This is a genomic window from Yersinia sp. 2542 StPb PI (assembly GCF_048593855.1).
GTDB lineage: Bacteria > Pseudomonadota > Gammaproteobacteria > Enterobacterales > Enterobacteriaceae > Yersinia > Yersinia enterocolitica_E.
On sequence record NZ_JAZGQA010000407.1, the window covers coordinates 1 to 1,224 of the forward strand.

Here is a 1,224-nt window from a genome sequence, read left to right on the forward strand (position 1 = left end):
ACAAAAAATTTGGTCTGGAAAAATAAGAATACAATAAGGAGTCAGTGTGATTAATTTTTTTAAATTAACGTGTAAATTGGTGGCAATAGTTATGTTACCATTTTTTCTTTCGGCCTGCGTAACTAAGCAGCTTTCGGCTGATATCAAGGGGCATGAAACAGGCTATACTCACTATAATGATGATGTCATTATCGGAATGTCTTTGGCTCAGCAAGGTAGTAATAAAAACTGGGCGTTTGTTGGTACGCATTTCGATTATGTGTTGTCATCGGGAGTCGACGAGTTTTCAACACTGTTAGTTACCGGACAGATTGATAAAAAAAGAATTCAGGTCGTCAGGGATGGTAGCTTTAGATTTAATGATAAAAAAGATAGGTTCATAGGTAATATTGTGCTGAAGTACACTTATCAGACTGCAGTAGAGAGAGATAAAATAAAGTCGCTGATAAAAAGTACTGACTGGAATTGTTCAAGCAATACTGAAACAACAGGTGTTTGCAATATTAGCCTGGATAATCTGGTTGGCACTATTCACAGAAAAGGTGCTACACCGTCCGATATTTTCCGTTTTGAGCATCCTTTACGGGTGAATTTTTATAGCAAAAATGCCTCTTCTGCTAAAAGGGCTCTTTATCCGGTAGCGGTAGCTGCAGATGTGGTGATGTTGCCGGTCTATCTGCTGGGTGGCGCTGCCGTGGCTGCTTTCTATGGTGTGGTTTTATTGAATTAGTCTTTCTTTTTGAGATCCGGCTATTCCCATGTACCGATCTAGTTTGAGCGGGGCATGGGATGATTACCACGATTTGTTAGTACAGAGGTAAGATTTTACTCTCAGATATTATATCCTCACCAGAATTTATACCACGGCCTATACCTTAGCTTAGTTTTCTTCACGGCTTCATTCGGCATCTGATGAATAAGGGGCTGAGAATGATTTTTTTCATTCTCAAGTATTATTGCACATAACACCCCGATTGAATCTGTTAGTGAATTTTCAAAATCCCTGCTTACATCGCTGAAACCTGTTTTAGCATGAATAAGCTCATGTATCAGTACACCGGCAAAGATATCGAGAGAAGAAAGACATTTTCTAGCTATTACCACAGACTGAGTTTCAGGATCCCAACAGCCAAGTGTTTCTGCTGATGAATATATATCCGGCCTCAATGTTTCAGATATTTTTATGTCAGCCACATTAGCTAGAATACCGCTATAAATTTCTAT

2 protein-coding genes are annotated in these 1,224 nt (G+C 39.0%); one reads left to right on the top strand and one right to left on the bottom strand.

Going from position 1 to position 1,224, the window contains the following annotated elements; genetic code table 11:
- Positions 1–46: 46 nt before the first annotated feature.
- Positions 47–730, top strand: a complete 684-nt coding sequence (locus tag V1952_RS21955) for a hypothetical protein (protein ID WP_420075565.1) — start codon at positions 47–49, stop codon at positions 728–730.
- A gap of 116 nt (positions 731–846) precedes the next feature.
- Here V1952_RS21955 and V1952_RS21960 read toward each other — a convergent pair.
- Positions 847–1,224 (bottom strand): hypothetical protein (locus V1952_RS21960; RefSeq protein WP_420075566.1); only part of this gene is annotated, 378 nt, incomplete at its 5' end.